Raw genomic sequence first — 22,382 nt, 5'->3', positions numbered from 1 at the left:
AGGCGTTCTGACGTGCCGGAGAGATTGCTACCGGCAGGTCTGGACAGCGACAACCCCTAGTCGACTCGGATACCCCTGTGCTTCGCGTACGCGTATTTCAGTGAATGTGTGGACCCCTATGCTGTTGCCGTGTCCAGCCGTGAACCACTGCGACTTCGGCCTCCCCGTCACCGGCTCGAACGCCGCGCCCTCGCCTGGTGGACCATCCAGGCGGTCGTCGTCGTACTGCCCCCGGTCGCGGTGCTGGCGTTGCTGACCGCGTTGATCGCCCCGGCCCGTACCTGGCTCGGGCTCAGCCTCGGCGTCGTGGCCGCCGCCGGCCTCGGGTACGTGCTGGTGATGCCCGCCTGGCGGTACCGGGTGCACCGCTGGGAGGCGACCGACGACGCGGTCCACGCGCTGTCCGGCTGGTTCTGGCAACGGTCACGGATCGCGCCGATGGCCCGGATCCAGACCGTCGACGTCGCCAGCGGACCGCTCCAGCGGCTGTTCCGGCTGGCCGGGCTGGTGGTGACCACCGCGTCGGCGGCCGGCCCGGTCCGGATCCAGGGCCTGGACCGGCACCTCGCGAACGACCTGGCCGAGTCCCTCGCGGCCCGGGCCCAGGCCGCGCCCGGGGACGGCCAGTGACCACCACGGACTGGCGGCGGCTGGAGCCTCGGATGCTCGCGACCAGCCTCACCTGGCTGGTCCCACCGCTGGGCTCGACCCTGCTGACCCTGCTGCTCACCGGCGGTGACCTCGACCTGGCCGCCGTGATCACCCTCGGCTCCATCGGGCTCACCTTCGTCATCGTCGCGGCGGCGTTCGCCGTCCGGCTGCTGACCACCCGCTTCCGGATCACCGACGACCGGGTCGAGTTGCGGACCGGCGCCCTCTTCCGGCGCCACCGCGCCGTACCCCGCGACCGGATCCGCAGCGTCGACGTCACGGCGAGCCCGCTGCACCGGGTGTTGGGACTGCGGGCCGTACGGATCAGTGCCGGCGCGCACGTGGAAGCGGAGAATCGGCAGCTCACCCTCGACGGGGTCGCGCACCAGCACGCCGAGCAACTGCGGCGGCAGTTGGCATCGGGCGAGGCCGCCTCGGACGACGCCCTGGCCGTCCTGCGCTGGCGCTGGCTGCGCTATGCGCCGCTGACCGTCTGGGGCGTGGCCGGGGTCGGCTTTGTCGTCGGCGGGTTCGCCCGGCTCCTCGACTCGCTGCGGATCAACCCGGCCGAGGTCGGGATCCTCCGCGCGACCTGGTTCGCGTTGACCACCCTGCCGCTCTGGGCCGCGATCGCCGTACCGATCCTCACCGTCGTCCTGCTCGGCGCGCTCACCTCGCTGGTGACGTTCGTCGAGACCTGGTGGGACTACCGGTTGGAGACGGTCGGCGACGACGCACTCCGGTTGCGCCGGGGGCTGCTCAGCACCCGGTCCGTCTGGCTCGAACGGCACCGGCTGCGTGGTGTCCAGATCGCCGAACCGGTCCCGTTGCGCTGGGCCCGGGGTGGTCGGCTCAACGCGATCGCCACCGGGCTCGGCAGCGCCGACGACGGGTCGACGTCGACCAAGAGCGCGCTGCTGCCGCCCGCCGCGCGGGCGGAGGCGGAGCGGATGGCCGCCACCGTCCTCGGCGAGGACCCGGACCTCCTCGCCGGTCTGCGGCTGGCACCCGCCCCCCGGGCGGCACTGCGGCGCCGGATCGTCTGGGCCCTGTCGGCGGTCGCCCTGGTGGAGGCACCCCTGGTGCTGCTCGGCCTGCTCGTCACCGACGTGCTCCTGCACGTCGCCTGGGCGCTGGGCCTCGTGCTGCTGCCGGTGGCCCTCGCCGCAGCCGTCGACGCGTACCGCAGCCTCGGCTCCGGTCTGCTCGGCCGATACCTGGTCACCCGCTACGGCACGTACGCCCGACGTACCGTCCTGCTCGACCGGTCGGGGATCCTCGCCTGGAGCGTGAACCAGACCGCGGCCCAGCGTCGAGCCGGTCTGGCCACCCTCGTCGCCGTGGTCGCCGCCGGTCAGGGCGGCTACAAGATCCGTGACGTGGCCCTCACCGACGGCCTCGCGCTGGTCCGCGCGGCGACCCCCGGAATGCTCGACGGATTTCTCGAACCGATCCCGGAAATGCGCTCCGAGTCCGCCGGGGAAATCGCCCCGGCGCTGCCGGGGACACGCCACACTGCCTGATCAGCCATTGTGCTGCTAGGGGTGCGGTAGGGGATGTCGCAAAAGGCCCACCTGGATAGCCTCGCCGAATAGTTTGGGCTATTCGCTGTTCTTTTCGCCGAATGGTGGGCGCGAAATGATGAGTTCGTCCGGGGATTTCGAGGCACCCACGCCGGTTGGCGACGGAGGCGTCGAGGCGGGATCCGAGCTACGGGGGCGGCTGGCCGACCTGCCGACGCCGGAAGCACAACGGATGCTCACCGACCTGGTGACCGGGCTCGCCGCGGCCGCGCTGCGCCGACCCGCGAATGAGCCGATCACGGCCGACGGCACGTTCTTCGAGACCGGGTTCGACTCGCTCACCGCGGTGGAACTGCACAGCCGGCTGACCGCCGCGACCGGGCTGGCGCTCCCGGTCACGCTGGCGTTCGACTATCCGACACCCGCCGCGCTCGCCCGGCACCTCTACGCCGAACTGCTCGGCCTCGCCCCGGAGCGGGTCGAGGTCGAGGCCGCCGCCGGCCATGCCGACGAGCCGATCGCGATCGTCGGCATGGCCTGCCGGTTCCCCGGCGGCGTACGGTCCTCCGAAGCCCTGTGGCGCCTGGTGGAGTCCGAGGTCGACGCGATCGGCGAGTTCCCGGACGACCGGGGCTGGGACCTCGACGCGCTCTACTCCGCCGACCCGGACCAGCCGGGTACCAGCTACACCCGGCAGGGCGGCTTCCTCTACGACGCGGCGGAGTTCGACGCCGACTTCTTCGGGATCAACCCGCGCGAGGCGCTGGCCATGGACGCCCAACAGCGCCTGGTGCTCGAAACCTCCTGGGAGGCGCTGGAACGGGCCGGCATCCTGCCGGAGTCGCTGCGCGGGCAACGGGTCGGTGTCTTCGTCGGCAGCGAGACCCAGGAGTACGGACCCCGGCTACAGGACGCCGCCGACGGTCTGGAGGGCTACCTGGTCACCGGCAACGCCGCGAGTGTCGCCTCCGGCCGGGTCTCGTACGCGCTGGGACTGCAGGGCCCGGCGCTCACCGTCGACACGGCCTGCTCGTCGTCGCTGGTCGCACTGCACCTGGCCGCTCAGGCACTGCGCCAGGGCGAGTGCACGATGGCACTGGCCGGCGGCGTCGCGGTGATGGCCAGCCCCGCGTCGTTCGTGGCGTTCTCCCGACAGCGTGGACTCGCCGCCGACGGCCGGTGCAAGCCGTTCGCCGCCTCGGCCGACGGCACCGCCTGGGCCGAGGGCGTCGGCATGCTCCTGGTCGAACGGCTCTCCTCGGCGCAGGCCGCCGGCCGGCCGATCCTCGCGGTGATCCGTGGCTCCGCGGTCAACCAGGACGGCGCCTCCAACGGACTGACCGCGCCGAACGGCCCGGCGCAGCAGCGGGTGATCCGGCAGGCCCTGGCCAACGCGCGGCTGGAGGCGACCGACGTCGACGCGGTCGAGGCACACGGCACCGGTACGACCCTCGGCGACCCGATCGAGGCACAGGCGCTGCTGGCCACGTACGGGCGCGACCGCGACGGCGCCCCGCTCTGGCTCGGCTCGCTCAAGTCGAACATCGGTCACGCCCAGGCCGCGGCCGGGGTGGGCGGCGTGATCAAGATGGTGCAGTCGCTCCGGCACGGGGTGCTGCCCAAGACCCTGCACGTGGACCAGCCGACCCCGCACGTCGACTGGAGTGCGGGAAGCGTACGGCTGCTCACCGAGGCCCAGCCCTGGCCCGAGACCGGCCGACCGCGCCGGGCGGCGGTCTCCTCGTTCGGCATGAGCGGCACCAACGCACACCTCATCCTCGAGGCGCCACCCACGCCGAGCGCCGCGCAACCGCAGCCCACCGCGCCGGTCACCCCGGTCCACGCGCTGCCGGTCTCCGGACGTACGCCGGCGGCGCTCGCCGATCAGGCGGCGAACCTGCTGACCACGCTGGAGCAGCCGGAGACCGACCCGGCCGACCTGGGTCTCTCACTGGCGACCACGCGTACGCACTTCGCCCACCGGGCCGTCGTCCTCGGAGCGGACCGTCAGCAGCTCACCCGGGGACTCGCCGCGCTCGCCGCCGGGGACCCGTCCTCGCACGTCGTCACGGGCGAGCTGAGCCGGGGCCGGACCGCCTTCCTCTTCACCGGCCAGGGCGCACAGCGGCTGGCGATGGGCCGCGACCTGTACGCCGCCCAACCCGTCTTCGCCGCCGCCTTCGACGAGGTCACCTGGTACCTCGACCTGCAACTCGACCGGCCGCTGACGGACGCCCTCGTCGACGAGGAACTGCTCGACCGGACCGAGTACGCCCAACCGGCCATCTTCGCGGTGGAAGTCGCCCTGCTCGCGCTCGTCCGGCACTGGGGAGTCACCCCGGACGTCCTGGTCGGACACTCGGTCGGCGAGATCGCCGCCGCGTACGCCGCTGGGGTGCTGTCGCTCGCCGACGCCGCCGCCCTGGTCGGCGCGCGCGGCCGGCTGATGGGGGCGCTGCCGGCCGGCGGCGCGATGCTCGCGATCCAGGCGGCCGAGTCGGCGGTGCACGAGGCGTTCCCGGACGTCGACATCGCGGTGGTCAACGGGCCGAACGCGGTGGTGGTCTCCGGGACCGAGATCGAGATCGAGCGGGTCGCGCTGGCGGCCGGCGAGCGGGGCTGGAAGAGCACCCGGCTGCGGACCAGTCACGCGTTCCACTCGCGGCTGATGGAGCCGATGCTCGCCGAGTTCCGTCGCGTACTGCGCTTCCTCACCTTCCGCGAACCGAAACTGCCGATCGTGTCGACGGTGACGGGCCGCCCGGTCGAGCCGGGCCAGTGGAGCGACATCGAGTACTGGGTCGAGCAGGTACGCCGCCCGGTCCGGTTCGGCGACGCGCTGGCCGCACTCGAAGGCGTCACGAACTACGTCGAACTCGGGCCGGACGCGGTGCTGACCGCGCTGGCCCGGCAGGCGGACCCGGAGGCGGTCTGCGTACCGCTGCTGCGCCGCGACCGCGACGAAGCCACCACCGCGACCTCGGCGCTCGCCGCGCTGCACGTCCACGGGGCGCCGGTCAACTGGCCGGCCCTGTTCCCACCGGCCCGCGTGGTGGACCTGCCGACGTACGCGTTCCAGCGTCAGCGCTTCTGGCTGGAGAGCGCGCCGGCCCACGCGGGCGCCACGGACCCGGGCGACGCCGGGTTCTGGGCGGCGGTCGACCGCGCCGACCTGCCCGCGCTCGCCGCGGAGCTCGGAGTCGACGTCGCGGCCGTCGCCGACGTACTGCCGGCGCTCGCCTCCTGGCGGGCCCGTGGCCGGGACCGTTCGCTGGTCGACGGCTGGCGGTACCGGGTCACCTGGCAGCCGGCGGCCGACCCCGCGAAGACCGGGCTCGCCGGCACCTGGGCGGTGGTGGGCGAGGACCTCCACGGCCTCGGCGCCGCCCTGTCGGCGCTGGGGGCGTCGGTCGTCGCGGTGACCGACGCGGCGGCGACGACGGAACTGGATCTTGCCGGTCTGGTGGCCTCCCCGTCTTCCCTGGCGGACGCGGTGGAGCTGGTTCGCACGCTGGTGCGGGCCGGACGCCGCGTACCGCTGTGGCTGGTGACCCGAGGCGCGGTTGTCACCGGCCGGGCGGACAGCACGGTCGACGTGGACCAGGCGGCCCTCTGGGGCCTGGGCCGGGTGATCGGGTTGGAGCATCCCGAGCTGTGGGGCGGCCTGCTGGACCTGCCCGAGGTGGTCGACAGCCGGGCCGTGGCCCGCGCCGGGGCGGTGCTCGCCGGGGCGCTCGGCGCCGAGGACCAGATCGCGGTACGCGCCAGCGGCGTACTCGTACGACGCCTGGCGCCGGCCCCGGCGGTCTCCGGCCGGACCTGGCAGCCGCGTGGGACGGTGCTCGTCACCGGCGGCACCGGCGGACTCGGCGCGGAGGTCGCCCGCTGGGCGGCGGCGAACGGGGCGGAGCGGCTGGTCCTCGTCTCGCGGCGCGGTGCGGCGGCGCCCGGCGCGGCCGACCTGCTGGCCGACCTGCCGAACGCGGAAATCCACGCCTGCGACCTGGCCGACCGGTCCGCGACCGAGGCGCTGCTGGCGACGATCGGTCGGGTCGACGCGGTCGTGCACGCGGCCGGCGTCGGCGAGGACGCGGCTCTGCTCGACGCCGACGCGGAACACCTGCACCGGGTGATCTCCGGCAAGGTCGACGGTGCCGTGCACCTGGACGCGCTGCTCGGCGACGTCGACGCGTTCGTGGTCTTCTCGTCGATCTCCGGCACCTGGGGCAGCCGGGGCCAGGCCGCGTACGGCGCCGCGAACGCCGCCCTGGACGCCCTCGTCGAACGCCGCCGCGCCGCCGGCCGACCCGGCACGGCCATCGCCTGGGGGCCGTGGGCACGGATCGGAATGGCCGCCGATCAGGGTGAGACCGAACTGCTGCGACGGCAGGGGCTCGTCCCGATGGCGCCGGCTCAGGCAGTCGCGGCGCTGGCCGGCGCGGTCGGTGCGCACGACAGCACGATCACCGTCGCCGACGTCCGCTGGGACGAGTTCGCCCCGTTGTTCGCCGCCGCCCGCCAGCGGCCGCTGATCGCCGGGCTGGTCGACGCGCCGAAGACCGGCGGGACCGTGTTCTCCACCTTCGGGCAGCGGCTGCTCGAACTCTCCGCGCCGGAACGGGAGCGGTTGGTCGCCGAGGTGGTCCGGACGCACGTTGCCGGGGTGCTGGGGCATTCGTCGGGTGAGCAGGTGGCGCCTGGTCGGGCGTTCAGGGAGTTGGGTTTCGACTCGTTGACGGCGGTTGAGTTGCGTAACCGGTTGCAGGGTGCGACCGGGTTGTCCCTGCCGGCGACGCTGGCGTTCGACCACCCCAGTGTCGAACGACTCGCCCTCTTCCTGCACGAGCAACTCGCCGGGGCGCTACCCACGCCGTCGTCCCCGGTCGCGTCGGCCGCCGCCGCTGACGGTGACGATCCGGTGGTGATTGTGGGGATGGGGGTGCGTTTTCCGGGGGGTGCGGATACGCCGGAGGGTTTGTGGGATCTGGTTGTTTCGGGTTCTGATGCGATTGGTGGGTTTCCTGCTGATCGTGGTTGGGATTTGGAGGGTCTTTTTCATCCGGATCCGGATCATGCCGGTACGTCGTATGCGCGTGAGGGTGGTTTTCTGTACGGTGCGGCGGAGTTTGATGCTGGGTTGTTCGGGATTTCGCCGCGTGAGGCGTTGGCGATGGATCCGCAGCAGCGGTTGTTGTTGGAGACGTCGTGGGAGGCGTTCGAGCGGGCTGGTCTGGACCCGTTGTCGTTGCGGGGTCAGCAGGTCGGCGTGTACGCCGGCTCCAACGGGCAGGACTACGCCACGCAGCGGAACGACATCCCCACCGACCTGGAGGGATATCTCGGCACCGGGACCGCCGGCAGCGTCGTTTCCGGACGGATCTCCTACACCTTCGGACTGGAGGGGCCGGCGGTCACCGTAGACACCGCCTGCTCGTCGTCGCTGGTCGCGCTGCACCTGGCCGTACAGGCGCTGCGGTCCGGCGAATGCACCATGGCTCTCGTCGGCGGGGTCACCGTCATGTCCACCCCGGACGCGTTCCTCGACTTCAGCCGGCAGCGGGGCCTGGCCGCCGACGGCCGGTGCAAGTCGTTCGCGGCCGGTGCCGACGGCACCGCGTGGGGCGAGGGCGCCGGCATGCTGCTGGTCGAGCGACTCTCGTCGGCGCGGGCGGCGGGACGTACGGTGCTCGCGGTGGTGCGTGGTACGGCGGTGAATCAGGATGGTGCGTCGAATGGTTTGACGGCGCCGAATGGTCCGGCGCAGCAGCGGGTTATCCGGGCCGCGTTGGCGGTTGCCGGGCTGGACCCGCAGGATGTGGATGCGGTCGAGGCGCACGGTACGGGGACCTCGTTGGGTGATCCGATCGAGGCTCAGGCGTTGTTGGCGACGTATGGGCAGGGTCGGGAGGCGCCGCTCTGGCTGGGTTCGATCAAGTCGAACATCGGCCACACGCAGGCGGCGGCCGGTGTGGCGGGGATCGTCAAGATGGTCCAGGCGATGGCACACGGCGTGTTACCGGCGACGTTGCACGTGGACGAGCCGTCACCGCACGTGGACTGGGCGGGTGGCAGCATCGAGCTGCTGACTTCGGCTCAGCCCTGGCCGTCCGGGGAGCGACCGCGTCGTGCGGGCGTTTCCTCGTTCGGAGTGTCCGGCACAAACGCCCACGTCATCCTGGAGGAGCCGCCGGCTACGGAGCAGGCATCGGCACCGGTGTCGAATCTGCCGGTGGTCCCGGTGCTGCTGTCCGGCCAGACCGAGGACGCGCTGCGGGCACAGGCCGAGCGGCTGCGTTCGGCGGTCGGAGTCGAACTCCTCGGGCTCGGGCTGGCCTCAACCCGGCGCGGGTCACTGGCACATCGTGCGGTGGTGCTCGCCAGCGACAACGAGTCACTGACCAGCGGTCTGGACGCGATCGTTTCCGGGATGGGTGGCCTGACCGGGACGGTGCGTTCGGGTCGGGTGGCGTTCCTGTTCACGGGTCAGGGTGCGCAGCGGGTCGGTATGGGTCGGGGTTTGTACGAGGTGTTCCCGGTGTTCGCGGAGGCGTTCGATCGGGTGGCGTTGCACCTTGATCAGCACTTGGACCGCCCGTTGTCGGTGGTGCTGGCCGACGAGGAGTTGATCCATCAGACGGGGTATGCGCAGCCGGCGTTGTTCGCGGTTGAGGTTGCGTTGCATGCGTTGTTGTCGGATCTGGGTGTGACCCCGGGTGTGTTGGTGGGTCATTCGATTGGTGAGGTCGCGGCGGCGTATGTGGCGGGTGTGTTGTCGCTGGGTGATGCGGCCGTGTTGGTTGCTGCTCGTGGTCGGTTGATGCAGGCGTTGCCGTCGGGTGGGGCGATGCTCGCGGTGCAGGCTTCCGAGGCGGACGTCCTGGCGGTGTTCCCGGACGTGGACATCGCGGTGGTGAATGGTCCGGATGCGGTGGTGGTGTCGGGGTCGGAGGCCGACGTCGAGCGGGTCGCCGCTCATGGGTGGAAGACGTCCCGTCTACGGACGAGTCATGCTTTCCACTCCCGCTTGATGGACCCGATGCTGGCTGAGTTCCGTACGGTGGTGCGGGGGTTGACCTTCGCCGACCCGTCGACTCCGGCGATCTCGACCGTGAGTGGTCAACCGGTGGAGCTGGGTGAGTGGTCGGATCCGGAGTACTGGGTCGAGCAGGTTCGTCAGCCGGTCAGGTTCGCCGATGCGATCAACACGCTGGACGGGGTTACCCGGTTCGTGGAGTTGGGCCCGGACGGGGTGTTGACCGGGTTGGTGCACCGGCCGGACGCGGTGGCGGTGGCGATGCTGCGTCGGAAGCGCGACGAGGTCACGACCGCGTTGACGGCGTTGGCGACGTTGCACGTCAACGGCGTACGGGTGGACTGGTCACCGATGTTCACCGGGGTACGTCCGGCCGAGCTGCCGACCTATGCCTTCCAGCGTCAGCGCTTCTGGCTGGAGAGCAAGCCACTGCTCGCCGCCACCAACCCGGCCGAGGCCGGCTTCTGGGCCACCGTGGAGCAGGGTGACCTGGCCGGTCTCGCGACGCAGTTGGGCGTTCCGGCCGCCTCACTGGAGAATGTCCTGCCCGCGCTCGCATCCTGGCGGGCGCGTGGTCACGAGCGGACGCTGCTCGACGGCTGGCGCTACCGCGTCACCTGGAAGCCGGTCGACCTGCCAGCCGTCGAGCTGACCGGACGCTGGGCCCTCGTCGGTGACGACAACTTCGGCTTGGGTGCGGTGCTGTCCGCGCTCGGAGCCACGGTTGTCGCCATGCCGGTGATCGACCCGGTGGTGCTGGCCGAGCCCGGCCTCGCCGGTGTCGCGATGGCGCCGGGATCGCTCGACGCGGCGCTGGCAACGGTCCAGGCACTGGCGCGTATCGACTCCCGCGTGCCGTTGTGGCTGGTCACCCGTGGTGCGGTGGCAACCGGTAGAACGGACGGTTTGGTCGACGTGGACCAGGCCGCGCTCTGGGGGTGCGGCCGGACGGTCGGCCTGGAGCACCCGGAGTTCTGGGGCGGGATGCTCGACCTGCCCGAAATGATGGATTCGCGGGCCGCGAGCCGGATCGGGGCGGTGCTGGCCGGCGCGCTCGGGGCCGAGGACCAGATCGCCGTACGGGGCAATGGCGTCCTCGTCCGACGGCTGGAGCACGCCCCGGCGAGCACGGGTCCGGCCTGGCAGCCACGGGGAACCGTACTCATCACCGGTGGGACCGGTGGGCTCGGCGTCGAGGTGGCCCGATGGGCGGCGGCCGAAGGGGCCGAGCGGCTGGTGCTGGTGTCGCGACGCGGCCCGGACGCCCCCGGGGTCGAGTCTCTGCTGGCCGAGCTGCCGAACGCCCAGGTGTACGCCTGCGATCTCGCCGACCGGTCGGCGGTCGAAGCCCTGCTGGCCGCCGTCGGCACGGTCGACGCCGTCGTGCACGCGGCCGGCGTCGCGGCTGACGTACCGCTGCGCGACGCGGACGCGGCGCACTTCCGCGCGGTGATGTCCGGCAAGGTCGACGGTGCCCTGCACCTGGACGCGCTGGTCGGCGATGTCGACGCGTTTGTGGTTTTCTCGTCGATCTCGGGAATCTGGGGCAGTGGCGAGCAGGCGGCCTACGGGGCGGCGAACGCGGCCCTGGACGCGCTGATCACCCGACGCCGGGCGAACGGCAGGCCCGGCACGGCCGTGGCCTGGGGACCCTGGGCCGAGGTCGGCATGGCCGCCGACAGCACCGTCGCCGACCAGTTGCGCCGTTACGGGTTGGTGCCGCTGGATCCGCGACGGGCAGTGGCCGTACTGACCGATGCGGTGGGGGCGGACGAGGGCGCGCTGACCGTCGCGGACGTCCGCTGGGCGGAATTCCTGCCGGCATTCACCGCCGCCCGTGCGCGACCGCTCTTCGACGACCTGCCCGAGGCGGAGGCGCCGACCGTCGCCGGAGCGGTGTTCTCCACGTTCGGCCAGCGGCTGGCCGGCCTGCCCGCTGGCGACCGTGAGCGGCTCGCCGCCGAGGTGGTCCGGACGCACGTTGCCGGGGTGCTGGGGCATTCGTCGGGTGAGCAGGTGGCGCCTGGTCGGGCGTTCAGGGAGTTGGGTTTCGACTCGTTGACGGCGGTTGAGTTGCGTAACCGGTTGCAGGGTGCGACCGGGTTGTTCCTGCCGGCGACGCTGGCGTTCGACTATCCCAGCGTCGAGCGGCTGGCCGCGTACCTTCTCGACGAACTAACCGGGATCGACGCCGCCACCGTCACCCCGGGAACCGCCGCCGCCGCTGACGGTGACGATCCGGTGGTGATTGTGGGGATGGGGGTGCGTTTTCCGGGGGGTGCGGATACGCCGGAGGGTTTGTGGGATCTGGTTGTTTCGGGTTCTGATGCGATTGGTGGGTTTCCTGCTGATCGTGGTTGGGATTTGGAGGGTCTTTTTCATCCGGATCCGGATCATGCGGGTACGTCGTATGCGCGTGAGGGTGGTTTTCTGTACGGTGCGGCGGAGTTTGATGCTGGGTTGTTCGGGATTTCGCCGCGTGAGGCGTTGGCGATGGATCCGCAGCAGCGGTTGTTGTTGGAGACGTCGTGGGAGGCGTTCGAGCGGGCTGGGCTGGACCCGCTGTCGTTGCGGGGTCAGCAGGTCGGCGTGTACGCCGGCACCAACAGCCTTGACTACGCCAGCCGCGCCGACGGGCTGCCCGACGGACTCGAAGGTCACCTGCTCACCGGGACCGCCGCGAGCGTCGTCTCCGGCCGGCTGTCGTACACGTTCGGGCTCGAAGGTCCGGCGGTGACCATCGACACGGCCTGCTCGTCGTCGCTGGTCGCGCTGCACCTGGCCGTGCAGGCGCTGCGGTCCGGTGAATGCACGATGGCCCTGGTCGGCGGGGTTGCCGTGATGTCGGGCCCCGAGACCTTCGTCCAGTTCTCCCGCCAGCGTGGTCTGGCCACGGACGGGCGGTGCAAACCGTTCGCGGCGGCGGCCGACGGCACGGGCTGGGCCGAGGGCGCCGGCATGCTGCTGGTCGAGCGACTCTCGTCGGCGCGGGCGGCGGGACGCACGGTGCTCGCGGTGGTGCGTGGTACGGCGGTGAATCAGGATGGTGCGTCGAATGGTTTGACGGCGCCGAATGGTCCGGCGCAGCAGCGGGTTATCCGGGCCGCGTTGGCGGCTGCGGGGTTGGACGCGTCCGAGGTGGATGCGGTCGAGGCGCACGGTACGGGGACCTCGCTGGGTGATCCGATCGAGGCCCAGGCGTTGTTGGCGACGTACGGGCAGGGGCGGGAGGCGCCGCTCTGGCTGGGTTCGATCAAGTCGAACATCGGCCACGCGCAGGCGGCGGCCGGTGTGGCGGGGATCGTCAAGATGGTCCAGGCGATGGCACACGGCGTGTTGCCCGCGACGTTGCACGTGGACGAGCCGTCACCGCACGTGGACTGGACCGCCGGCAACATCGAACTCCTCACCACTGAGCAGCCGTGGAGCGCGGGGGAACGGCCACGTCGGGCCGGTGTCTCCTCGTTTGGCATGAGTGGCACCAACGCACACGTGATCCTGGAGGAGCCGCCGGCCGTCGCGGTGTCGGCGGTACCGGCACCGGACCCGCTGCCGCTGCCGCTGCTACCCGTGCTGCTCTCCGGGGCGAGCGAGGCGGCGCTGCGGGCTCAGGCCGAGCGCGTACTGGGGGTTGTCGCCGAGGATGCCGACCTGGCCGGGATCGGTGCGGCGTCGGTCCGGAGGGCGGCGTTGCCGTACCGGGCGGTGGTTCTGGCGGAGGATGCCGGGGCGTTGGTCGGTGGGTTGGCCGAGGTTGCGGCTGGCGATGGTTCGGTACGCGGTGTCGCCGGCTCGGGCCGGGTGGCGTTCCTGTTCACGGGTCAGGGTGCGCAGCGGGTCGGTATGGGCCGGGGTCTGTACGAGACGTTCCCGGTGTTTGCGGAGGCGTTTGATCGGGTGGCGTTGCACCTTGATCAGCACTTGGACCGTCCGTTGTCGGATGTCCTTGCCGATGAGGAGTTGATCCATCAGACGGGGTATGCGCAGCCGGCGTTGTTCGCGGTCGAGGTCGCCTTGCATGCGTTGTTGTCGCATCTGGGTGTGACCCCGGATGTGTTGGTCGGTCATTCGATTGGTGAGGTCGCTGCCGCGCATGTGGCGGGTGTGTTGTCGCTGGGTGATGCGGCTGTTTTGGTTGCTGCTCGTGGTCGGTTGATGCAGGCGTTGCCGTCGGGTGGGGCGATGCTCGCGGTGCAGGCTTCCGAGGCGGATGTTCTGGCGGTGTTCCCGGGCGTGGACATTGCGGTGGTGAATGGTCCGGATGCGGTGGTGGTGTCGGGGTCGGAGGTCGACGTCGAGCGGGTCGCCGGTCATGGTTGGAAGACGTCTCGCCTGCGGACGAGTCATGCTTTCCATTCGCGGTTGATGGATCCGATGTTGGTCGAGTTCCGTACGGTGGTGCGGGGGTTGACCTTCGCGGACCCGTCGATCCCGGTGGTGTCGACGGTGACGGGTCAACCGGTGGTGCCGGGGTTGTGGTCGGATCCGGAGTACTGGGTCGAGCAGGTTCGTCAGCCGGTCAGGTTCGCCGATGCGATCAACGTGTTGGATGGGGTTACCCGGTTTGTGGAGCTTGGCCCGGACGGGGTGTTGACCGGGTTGGTGCACCGGCCGGACGCGGTGGCGGTGGCATTGCTGCGTCGGGAACGCGACGAGGTCACGACCGTGTTGACCGGACTGGCGACGTTGCACGTCAACGGCGTACGGGTTGACTGGTCACCGATGTTCGCCGGGGTGCGGCCGGTCGAGTTGCCGACGTACGCGTTCCAGCGTGAGCGGTACTGGCCTGACGAGGCACCCGTCGGTCGTACCCCCGACCGGGAGCATGACGACGCCGGCTTCTGGGCCACGGTCGAACGTGGCGACCTCGCCGCCGTCGCCGAACAGCTCAGAGTCCCGGCCGCCACGATCGAGGAGCTGCTCCCGGCCCTCGCCGCTTGGCGAGTCAGGGGACGGGAGCGCTCGCAGGTCGACGGTTGGCGGTACCGGGTCACCTGGGAGCCGGCGGCGAGTGCCGCAACGGCCGCGCTCTCCGGCACCTGGGCGGTGGTCGGCGAGGACACCCATGGCCTTGCCGGGGCGTTGACCGGGCTCGGGGCATCGGTGGTGCCGTTGGCCAGCGGACACGAGGTCGCCGGGTTGGAACTCGCCGGTGTGGTCGCGTCGCCCGGGTCACTCGACGAGGCACTGAGCCTGGTCCAGGCGTTGGTGGAGGCAGGGCGGGGCACTGCGCTGTGGTTGGTGACGCAGGGAGCAGTCGCCACCGGGCGGGCGGACGGCGCGGTCGACGTCACCCAGGCGTCCCTGTGGGGCTTCGGCCGCGCGGTCGCACTCGAACATCCCGAGCTGTGGGGTGGTCTGCTGGATCTGCCCGCGATCTTCGATGCCCGTGCCGTATCCCGGGTCGGGTCGGTCCTGGCGGGGGCGTTGGGTGCGGAGGATCAGGTCGCGGTGCGTCCCGGTGGGGTGCTGGTTCGGCGTTTGGTTGCTGCTCCGGCGCCGGTTTCGGCGCCGGTTTCGGGTGTGGGTGAGTGGCGGCCGCGTGGGACGGTGTTGGTCGCTGGTGGGACGGGTGGGCTCGGCGCTCAGGTGGCTCGTTGGGCGGCGGGGCGTGGTGCCGATCGGTTGGTGTTGGTGTCGCGTCGGGGTGCTGCGGCGCCGGGTGTGTCGGAGTTGTTGGCCGAGTTGCCGAACGCGGAGGTGTTCGCCTGCGATCTGGCCGACCGGTCTGCGGTGGAGGCGCTGTTGGCGACGATCGGCCGGGTCGATGCGGTCGTGCACGCGGCTGGCGTGGCTGAGGATGTGCCACTGAGCGAGGCGGATGGGGATCATCTGCGTCGGGTGGTCGTCGGCAAGGTTGATGGTGCGCTTCATCTGGACGCGTTGGTTGGTGATGTTGACGCGTTTGTGGTTTTCTCGTCGATTTCGGGGATCTGGGGGAGCGCGCAGCAGGTGGCGTACGGTGCCGCCAACGCCGCCCTCGACGGCCTGATCGCTCGACGTCGCGCGCTTGGGATGCCCGGCACCGCGATTGCCTGGGGTCCGTGGGCCCAGGTCGGTATGGCGGCCGACGCGGATGTGGCTCACCAACTGCGCCGTCGCGGCCTCAACCCGATGGACCCGGACCGTGCGCTGATTGCGATGGCCACGGCGGTCGGCACCGGCGACGAACAGATCGTCGTCGCCGACGTACGTTGGGCGGACTTCCTCTCACTGGTCACCGCCACCCGCGAACGGCCGCTCTTCGCGCACCTGACCCCTGCCCCGGCCGCCGCTGTGGAGCGGTCGGAGACCGGTCTCGCCGCCCGGCTCGCGCCACTGCCCCCGGCGGAGCGGCAGCGCGTGGTGCTTGACCTGGTCCGGGCGGAAGTCGCCGCTGTTCTCGGCCACGCTTCGGCCAGCGCGATCGAGCCGGACCGGGCGTTCAAGGAACTGGGCATTGATTCGCTGACCGCGGTTGAACTGCGTAACCGCCTGCAATCCCGCTTGCAAGCCGTGACTGGGCTGTCGCTCCCCGCGACCTTGGTCTTCGACTACCCGAACGCCGAACGGCTCGCTGCTTTCGCGCTGGGACGGCTCACGCCGAGCACCGTCGTATCCGACGCGACCATCGCCAAGGCGATCGCACCCACGGACGACGACCCGGTCGTGATCGTGGGGATGGGGTTGCGGTTGCCGGGTGGGGTGGAGACGCCTGAGCAGTTCTGGGATTTGGTGGTGTCGGGTGGTGAGGGTATTGGGGCGTTTCCGGTTGATCGTGGTTGGGATCTTGAGCGGTTGTATCACCCGGATCCTGATCATGTGGGGACGTTCTATGCGCGTGGGGGTGGGTTTCTTCATGGTGCGGGTGATTTTGATGCTGGGTTGTTCGGGATTTCGCCGCGTGAGGCGTTGGCGATGGATCCGCAGCAGCGGTTGTTGCTGGAAACCTCGTGGGAGGCGTTCGAGGCAGCGGGTGTGAATCCACTGGGACTGCGTGGTGAGCCGGTCGGTGTCTTTGTCGGCGCCTCGTTCATGGGATACGGCAGCGGGCTGGTGGAGAAGGCCGACGGCGTCGAGGGGCATTTGCTGACGGGTACGGCGTCTTCGGTGATGTCGGGGCGGGTGTCGTACACGTTTGGTCTGGAAGGTCCGGCCGTCACCGTCGACACTGCCTGTTCGTCGTCGTTGGTGGCGTTGCATCTGGCGAGCCAGGCGCTGCGGTCGGGCGAGTGTTCGATGGCGCTCGTCGGTGGCGTGACGGTGATGCCCACCGCCGACGTGTTCGTCGAATTCTCCCGGCAGCGTGGTCTTTCGCCCGATGGTCGGTGCAGGTCGTTCGGTGCGGGTGCGGATGGCACGGGTTGGTCCGAGGGTGCGGGGGTGTTGTTGGTCGAGCGGTTGTCCGACGCCCGGCGTAATGGTCATGACGTTCTTGCGGTTGTTCGTGGTAGTGCGGTGAATCAGGATGGTGCGTCGAATGGTTTGACGGCGCCGAATGGTCCGGCGCAGCAGCGGGTGATCCGGGCGGCGTTGGCGGCTGCGGGGTTGGACGCGTCCGAGGTTGATGCGGTCGAGGCGCACGGTACGGGGACCTCGTTGGGTGATCCGATCGAGGCTCAGGCGTTGTTGGCGACGTACGGGCAGGGTCGGGAGGCGCCGCTCTGGCTGGGTTCGGTGAAGTCGAACATCGGCCACACTCAGGCGGCTGCGGGTGTGGCGGGGATCGCGAAGATGGTGTTGGCGTTGCGGCACGGGGTGTTGCCGGCGACCTTGCATGCTGATGAGGCGTCTCCGCATGTGGATTGGGCTGCGGGGAATGTGGGGTTGTTGACCGAGGCCCGGTCGTGGGAGTCCGACGGTCGGCCTCGTCGCGCGGGTGTGTCGGCGTTCGGGGTGTCGGGCACGAATGCTCACGTGATCATCGAGGAGCCGCCGGTTGTCGAGGCGGTGTCGGGGTCTGCGCCGGTGGTGGGGTTGCCGGTGGTTCCGGTAGTGCTGTCCGGGCACGACGAGGCGGCACTACGGGCACAGGCTGATCGGCTCCGGGATGCCGGCCACGTGGACCTGTACGAGCTGGCCGCCGCGTCCGTACGGCGGGCCAACTTGGTCCATCGAGCGGTGGTCTTGGCGGGTGATGCCGAGACGTTGGGTACCGGGTTGGACGCGGTGGCCTCCGGGGCGGGCGCGATTACCGGGCTGGCCGCGCCCGGCCGGCTGGCGTTCCTGTTCACGGGTCAGGGTGCGCAGCGGGTCGGTATGGGTCGGGGTCTGTACGAGGCGTTCCCGGTGTTCGCGGAGGCGTTCGACCGGGTGGCGTTGCATCTGGATCAGCATCTGGACCGCCCGTTGTCGGATGTCCTCGCCGACGAGGAGTTGATCCACCAGACGGGGTACGCGCAGCCGGCGTTGTTCGCGGTTGAGGTCGCCCTGCACGCGTTGCTGACGCAATGGGGTCTGATCCCGGACGTGCTGGTGGGTCATTCGATCGGTGAGATCGCGGCGGCACACGTCGCCGGGGTGTTGTCGCTGAATGACGCGGCTGTGTTGGTTGCTGCTCGGGGCAGGTTGATGCAGGCGTTGCCGTCCGGTGGGGCGATGCTCGCCGTGCAAGCCTCCGAAGCCGACGTCCTGGCCGCATTCCCGGACATCGACATCGCGGTGGTCAACGGCCCGGACGCGGTGGTGGTCTCCGGACCCGAGGCCCGGATCGAGCGGATCGCCGGCCACGGTTGGAAGACGTCCCGTCTGCGGACGAGTCACGCTTTCCATTCCCGCTTGATGGATCCGATGCTGGTCGAGTTCCGTACGGTGGTGCGGGGGTTGACCTTCGCCGACCCGTCGACCCCGGCGGTCTCGACGGTGACCGGTCTGCCGGTGGGGCCGGGGCAGTGGTCGGATCCGGAGTACTGGGTCGAGCAGGTTCGTCAGCCGGTCAGGTTCGCCGATGCGATCAACACGCTGGACGGGGTCACCCGGTTCGTGGAACTTGGCCCGGATGGCGTGTTGACCGGTTTGGTGCACCGGCCGGACGCGGTGGCGGTGGCGATGCTGCGTCGGGAGCGCGACGAGGTCACGACGGCGTTGACGGCGTTGGCGACGTTGCACGTCAACGGCGTACCGGTGGACTGGACACCGCTGCACCAGGGCGTACGTCCGGCGAAGCTGCCGACGTACGCGTTCCAGCGACAGCGGTACTGGTTGCGTACCCGTGCCGAGGCCGAGGGGGCTGCGGCCGACGCCGGTTTCTGGGACCCGGTCGACCGGGGTGACACCGCCGGGCTGGCCACCCGGCTCGGCGTACCGGTCACCGCGCTCGAACCGCTGCTTCCCGCGCTCGTCGCATGGCGTGCCCGTGGCCGGGAACGTTCACTGATCGACGGCTGGCGCTACCGCGTCACGTGGAAGCCGACCTCGGAGGTTCCCCCGGCGGCACCGGGCGGCACCTGGGCGCTGATCGGCGACGACCCGCTCGGGCTCGCCGATGCGCTGACCGGGCTCGGTGCCGTACCGGTGGCCGTTCCGCTCGGTGACCGCGCCGACCTGGCCGCGCGCCTTCGCGGACTGGCACCCGACGGCGTCCTGGTGCTGCCGGCGGTCGCCCTCGACCAGGTGTCGACCGTGGTCCAGGCACTGGCGGACATCGACGCCAGCATGCCCCTGTGGCTGGTGACGCGCGGCGCGGTGGCCGCCGGCCGGGCGGATGGTGTGCCGGACGTTTTGCAGGCCGCCAAGTGGGGCCTGGGCCGTGTCGCCGGCCTCGAACACCCGCAGAGCTGGGGTGGCCTGCTCGACCTGCCGGAAACCCTCGATGCCCGCGCGGTCACGCGACTCGGAGCGGTGCTCGCCGGTGCACTCGGCGCCGAGGACCAGGTGGCGATCCGGAGCAGCGGCGTCCTCGTCCGACGACTGGCAGTGGCACCGGCCGGCGGCGGTGACATCTGGCGTCCCCGTGGCACCGTGCTGATCAGTGGCGGAACCGGTGGACTCGGCGCCCAGGTCGCCCGCTGGGCGGCAGCGAACGGCGCGGAGCGACTCGTGCTGGTCAGCCGTCGTGGTCCCGCCGCACCCGGGGTCGAAACACTGCTCGCCACCTGCCCCGGTGCCGAGGCGTACGCGTGTGACCTGGCCGATCGGGGTGCCGTCGAGGCGCTGCTCGCCCGGATCGGTGCCGTCGACGCGGTCGTGCACGCCGCCGGGGTGGCCGAGGACGTGGACCTGGTCGACGTTGACGCGGCGCACCTCGACCGGGTGCTCGCCGGCAAGGTGGACGGGGCACTGCACCTGGACGCGCTGGTCGGCGACGTCGACGCGTTCGTGGTCTTCTCCTCGATCTCCGGAATCTGGGGTAGTGCGGGGCAGGCCGCGTACGCGGCGGCGAACGCCGCACTCGACGCCCTGGTCGCCCGGCGTCGCGCGCTCGGCATGCCCGGCACCGCGATCGCCTGGGGCCCGTGGGCCGAGGTCGGCATGGCGGCCGAGGCCGAGGTGGCCGACCACCTGTTGCGCCGAGGTCTCACCCCGATCGACCAGGAGCACGCGCTGACGGCACTCGCCACCGCCGTCGGGGCAGGTGAGGACGCGCTGGTCGTCGCCGACGTACGGTGGGCCGACTTCCTACCCGCCTTCACCGCTACCCGCGCCCGTCCACTCTTCGCGGACCTCGCGGCCGCGCAGGTGCTCGACAGCCCGGCGCCCAGCGGCGGCACCGCCTTGTCGGCCCTCGCGCAGCGACTGAACGGCCTGGCTACCGCCGACCGGGAACGGCTCGTCGCGGAGCTGGTGCGCACGCATGTGGCCGCCGCGCTCGGCCACGACTCCACCACCGCGATCGAACCGTCGCGGGCATTCAAGGAACTCGGGTTCGACTCGCTGACCGCCGTCGAACTGCGCAACCGGTTGCAGGGCGCGACCGGGCTCACCCTGCCGGCGACGCTTGCCTTCGACCACCCGAGCGCGGCCCGGCTCGCCGACTTCCTGCTGAACCTTGTCACCGGCTCGGAGACCGCCCCGGCGGACGTCAGGACGCCGACCGTCGCCACGGACGACGACCCGGTCGTGATCGTGGGGATGGGGTTGCGGTTGCCGGGTGGGGTGGAGACGCCTGAGCAGTTCTGGGATTTGGTGGTGTCGGGTGGTGAGGGTATTGGGGCGTTTCCGGTTGATCGTGGTTGGGATCTTGAGCGGTTGTATCACCCGGATCCTGATCATGTGGGGACGTTCTATGCGCGTGGGGGTGGGTTTCTTCATGGTGCGGGTGATTTTGATGCTGGGTTGTTCGGGATTTCGCCGCGTGAGGCGTTGGCGATGGACCCGCAGCAGCGGTTGTTGCTGGAAACGTCGTGGGAGGCGTTCGAACGCGGAGGGTTCGACCCACTCAGCCTTTCAGGTCAGCCAATCGGCGTGTTCGTGGGCGCGACCGCGATGGGGTACGGCGTCGGCCCGGTCGAGTCCGCCGACGGCATCGAGGGGCATCTGCTGACGGGTACGGCTTCGTCGGTGATGTCGGGGCGGGTGTCGTACACGTTTGGCCTGGAAGGTCCGGCCGTCACCGTCGACACTGCCTGTTCGTCGTCGTTGGTCGCGTTGCACCTGGCCGGGCAGGCGCTGCGCTCGGGCGAGTGTTCGATGGCGCTCGTTGGTGGCGTGACGGTGATGCCCACCGCAGACGTGTTCGTGGAATTCTCCCGGCAGCGTGGTCTTTCGCCCGATGGTCGGTGCAGGTCGTTCGGTGCGGGTGCGGATGGCACGGGTTGGTCCGAGGGTGCCGGGATGCTGCTGGTCGAGCGACTCTCGTCGGCGCGGGCGGCGGGACGCACGGTGCTCGCGGTGGTGCGTGGTACGGCGGTGAATCAGGATGGTGCGTCGAATGGTTTGACGGCGCCGAATGGTCCGGCGCAGCAGCGGGTTATCCGGGCCGCGTTGGCGGCTGCCGGGCTGGACCCGCAGGATGTGGATGCGGTCGAGGCGCACGGTACGGGGACCTCGTTGGGTGATCCGATCGAGGCTCAGGCGCTGCTTGCGACGTACGGGCAGGGTCGGGAGGTGCCGTTGTGGCTGGGTTCGGTGAAGTCGAACATCGGCCACACTCAGGCGGCTGCGGGTGTGGCGGGGATCGCGAAGATGGTGTTGGCGTTGCGGCACGGGGTGTTGCCGGCAACGTTGCATGCTGATCAGCGGTCGCCGCACGTGGACTGGGCTGCGGGCAGTGTGGAGTTGTTGACCGAGGCCCGGTCGTGGGAGTCCGACGGTCGGCCTCGCCGGGCGGGTGTGTCGGCGTTCGGGGTGTCGGGCACGAATGCTCACGTGATTATCGAGGAGCCGCCGGTTGTCGAGCCGGTGCCGCCGTCTGCACCGTCGGTGGAGCTGCCGGTGGTTCCGGTGTTGGTGTCCGGGCACGACGAGGCGGCGTTGCGGGCGCAGGCGGCGCTGCTGCGTACGGCGGCCGATGGTGACCTCCGGGCGCTGGGGGCTGCTGCGGCGCGGCGGGCCGCTCTGCCGCAGCGGGCGGTGGTGTTCGCGAGTGACAGCGACACCCTGACCAGCGGTCTCGACGCGATCGTTTCCGGGACCGGTGGTCTGACCGGAGTGGCACGTCCGGGTCGTGCGGCGTTCCTCTTCACGGGTCAGGGTGCGCAGCGGGTCGGTATGGGTCGGGGTCTGTACGAGACGTTCCCGGTGTTTGCGGAGGCGTTCGATCGGGTGGCGTTGCACCTGGATCAGCACCTGGACCGGTCTCTCGTGGACGTGTTGGCTGACGAGGAGTTGATTCACCAGACGGGGTATGCGCAGCCGGCGTTGTTCGCGGTCGAGGTCGCTCTGCATGCGCTGCTGCGGTCTTGGGGTGTGTCGGCCGACGTTCTGGTGGGTCATTCGATCGGTGAGATCGCTGCCGCGCATGTGGCGGGTGTGTTGTCGCTGGGTGATGCGGCTGTTTTGGTTGCTGCTCGTGGTCGGTTGATGCAGGCGTTGCCGTCGGGTGGGGCGATGCTCGCGGTGCAGGCTCCCGAGGCGGATGTCCTGGCAGCGTTCCCGGACGTGGACATTGCGGTGGTGAATGGTCCGGATGCGGTGGTGGTGTCGGGGTCGGAGGCCGACGTCGAGCGGGTCGCCGGTCATGGTTGGAAGACGTCCCGCCTACGGACGAGCCACGCTTTCCACTCCCGCTTGATGGATCCGATGCTGGCTGAGTTCCG

At 70.7% G+C, this 22,382-nt stretch carries 3 protein-coding genes (1 of these 3 only partly in view); all 3 read left to right on the top strand.

What is annotated here, in order from left to right; translation table 11 throughout:
• Positions 1-129 precede the first annotated feature (129 nt).
• A complete protein-coding gene (locus ACI2K4_RS25730; RefSeq protein ID WP_404514848.1) occupies positions 130-630 on the top strand; it encodes a PH domain-containing protein in 501 nt (166 codons plus the stop codon).
• Positions 627-2,174 carry a PH domain-containing protein gene (locus ACI2K4_RS25725; protein ID WP_404514846.1) on the top strand — a complete coding sequence of 516 codons (1,548 nt, stop codon included), beginning with the start codon at positions 627-629 and terminating at the stop codon, positions 2,172-2,174. Before ACI2K4_RS25730 ends, ACI2K4_RS25725 begins: the two co-directional genes overlap by 4 nt.
• 115 nt (positions 2,175-2,289) lie before the next feature.
• Positions 2,290-22,382 carry the start of a type I polyketide synthase gene (locus ACI2K4_RS25720; protein WP_404514844.1) on the top strand. 20,620 nt of this gene lie beyond the right edge of the window, so only the first 20,093 of its 40,713 coding nucleotides appear in the window; the start codon lies at positions 2,290-2,292; the stop codon falls past the right edge of the window.

Origin of the sequence: Micromonospora sp. NPDC050397 (assembly GCF_044901685.1) — a bacterium.
In the GTDB taxonomy this organism is placed as follows: Bacteria; Actinomycetota; Actinomycetes; order Mycobacteriales; family Micromonosporaceae; genus Micromonospora_G.
The sequence above is the reverse complement of the archived record's forward strand: the minus strand, read 5'-3'. Positions and strand labels throughout refer to the sequence as shown.